Consider the following 2741-nt stretch of genomic DNA (forward strand, 5'->3'; position numbering starts at 1 on the left):
GCCCCCGCCCGTCGTGGTCGCCGTCGTCGTGGCGCACGAGCGGCGCGAGCTGCTGCTGGAGGCGCTGGCGGCGCTCACCGGCGCCCGCGCCCCAGCACCACGCGCACCACGCCGTCCCAGCCGTCCTCGGCGGTGACGCCGCGGCCGTCGAGCAGGACGCGGGCACCGGGCAGGTCCGCGGCGCCCAGCGCCGCGTAGGCCCGGTGGTCGGCCTGCACGACGGCGGCGTCGACGGGCTCGCCCAGGTGGTGCGCCGCCAGGCCGCGCTCGGCCAGCTCGGCGTCGGAGAACAGCGGGTCGTGCACGACCGGCACCGCCCCGCGGGCGGCCAGCTCGCGCACCAGGGGGAACACCCCGCTGAACGCGGTCTCCTTCACGCCGCCGCGGTAGGCGGCGCCGAGCACGGCCACCCTGGCCCCGGCCAGGGGCGTCCCCAGCGCCTCCAGCTCGCGGTCGAGCATCGCGACGGCGGCCGCGGGCATCCGCTCGTTGGCCGCGCGGGCCGTGCGCACCACGTCCGCGGCCGGGTCGCCGGCCAGGTACAGCTGCGGGTACACGGGGATGCAGTGCCCGCCGACGGCCACGCCGGGGCGGTGCAGGTGGCTGTAGGGCTGGGAGTTGCACGCCTCGGCGACGGCGGCGAAGTCGATGCCGAGGGACTGCGCGTAGAGGGCGAACTGGTTGGCCAGCGCGATGTTGACGTCGCGGTACGTCGTCTCGGCCAGCTTGGCCACCTCGGCGGCCTCCGCGCTGCCGAGGTCCCACACGCCGTTGGGGCGCGGCAGGTCCGCGCGCTCGTCGAACTGCAGCACGGCCTCGTAGAAGGCCGTGGCGCGCCGCGCGCTGGCGGCGTCGACGCCGCCGACGAGCTTGGGGTAGCGGCGCAGGTCGGCGAACACCCGCCCGGTGAGCACGCGCTCCGGGGAGAAGGCGACGAAGAGGTCCTCACCGGTGCGCAGGCCGCTGCCGGCCTCGAGCAGCGGCACCAGCCGCCCGCGGGTGGTGCCCACCGGCAGCGTCGTCTCGTACACCACGAGCGTGCCCGGCCGCAGGCCCGCGGCGACGGCCCGCGTGGCGGCGTCCATGGCGGCGAAGTCCGGGCGGGCGGCCTCGTCGACGACCAGCGGGACGACCACGACGACGACGTCGCTGGCGGCGACGGCGGCGGTGGTGCCGGTGGTGGCGCGCAGGCGCCCGGCGGCCACCACCTCCGCGAGGCGCTCGGCGAGGTGGGCCTCCTCGTCCCAGGGGGCGCGGCCCGCGGCGACCAGCTCGACGACGCGGGCGTCGACGTCCGCGCCGGTCACCTCGTGACCGGCGCGCGCGTACTGCACGGCCAGCGGCAGGCCGATCTTGCCCAGGGCGACGACGGTCACGTGCACGGGACGGCTCCTCCACGACGGCGCCCGCCACCCGCGGGCGCTCCCTGTTCCCCGGTCTGCCCGGTCCGCCCGGTCCGCCGAGTGGACCGGGGCGCGCACACGCCCAGCACCGCGCGCGCGGCCCGCGCGCCCACGGCGGGCAGCGAGGCCTCCCGGCGGGTCCACCCGGCCAGCCGGCGCCGCCGCGCCGGGTCCGGCGCCGCGCCCAGGGCCTCCTCCAGGGCGACGGCCACGGCCCCCGCCTCGTGGGGCACCGCCCAGCCCAGGTCGTGGCGGCGCACGAGGTCCGCGCACGGGCCCGGGCCGGCGTAGACGACCGGGGTGCCGCAGGCGGTGGCGGCGAAGGTCTTGGTGACCACCGCGAAGGCGTAGCCGCCCGGGCGCAGGGACGCCAGCCCCGCCCGGGCCCGGCGCAGCGCCGCGGCGACCTCGGCGGCGGGCACCGTGCCCGGCAGCTCGACCCTGCCCGGCGGCAGGGCGGCCGCGCGCCGCAGCAGCTCCTCGCGCTCGACGCCGCCGCCGTACATCACCAGCCGCGCCCGCGGGCGCCGCTCGGCGACGCGCGCGAAGGCGTCGAGGAACACCCCGGCGCCGTGCACCTCCGACATCGTCCCGGCGTAGACGAGCAGCTCCTCCTCCGCGCCCGCGGGACCCTCGGTGAAGGTCGCCACGTCCGCGCCCGCACCGACGACCTCCACGACGCCCGGCGCCGCGCCGAGGTCGCGCACCCGCTCGGCCACCGCCTCGGAGACCGCCAGCACCAGCGCGGCCCGGCGCAGCACCGCGCCCTCCAGCGCCCGCAGCGCCACCAGGACCGGGCGGGCCGCCCCGGCGTCGGCGGCGGCGACCGAGAGCAGGTCCGCGGCGTAGTACACGAACGGCACCCCGCGCAGCGCGCAGGCGGCGGCGACGACCGCGCCCGTGGTGGGCGGGGGCTCGACGACGACGACGTCGGGGCGGCGCGCCAGCAGCAGGCGGGCGAGCAGCGGGACGTCGAAGCTGGCGTAGGGCAGGTAGCCGCGCACCACGCCGCTGCGGTCGCGCAGCACCGGCCAGCGGCGCACCCGCGCCCCGCCGGCCCCGGCGGTCCCGGCTGCGCGGCGCACCGCCGCGGTGGGGCGGCTGGTGAGGACCTCCACCCGGGCGCCGGCGGCGGTCAGGGCCGCGGCGAGGGCGGCCAGGCGCTGGGCGGCGGCGGCCGGCTCGGGCGCGAAGACGCGGCTGGCCAGCAGGACCCGCGGTCCCCCGGCCCCACCGGCGGCGGCGGGGTCGGGGTGCGGCACGGGGTTCCTCCTCGGTGGGGCTGGCGCGGCCGGCCGTCGAGGGGCCGTCCCGGGGGCGGGCCTCCTCGACGAGGCG

General features: G+C 80.2%; 2 protein-coding genes. Both read right to left on the reverse strand.

Going from position 1 to position 2741, the window contains the following annotated elements; genetic code table 11:
• Window positions 1–74: 74 nt before the first annotated feature.
• Complete coding sequence (locus GTR00_RS18435) at window positions 75–1382, reverse strand: nucleotide sugar dehydrogenase (RefSeq protein WP_166613028.1); 1308 nt, start codon at window positions 1380–1382, stop codon at window positions 75–77.
• On the reverse strand, window positions 1373–2665 hold the full coding sequence (locus GTR00_RS18440; RefSeq protein ID WP_166613029.1) for a glycosyltransferase: 1293 nt from the start codon (window positions 2663–2665) through the stop codon (window positions 1373–1375). Before GTR00_RS18440 ends, GTR00_RS18435 begins: the two co-directional genes overlap by 10 nt.
• Window positions 2666–2741 lie beyond the last annotated feature (76 nt).

Origin of the sequence: Kineococcus indalonis (assembly GCF_009906395.1) — a bacterium.
GTDB lineage: Bacteria > Actinomycetota > Actinomycetes > Actinomycetales > Kineococcaceae > Kineococcus > Kineococcus indalonis.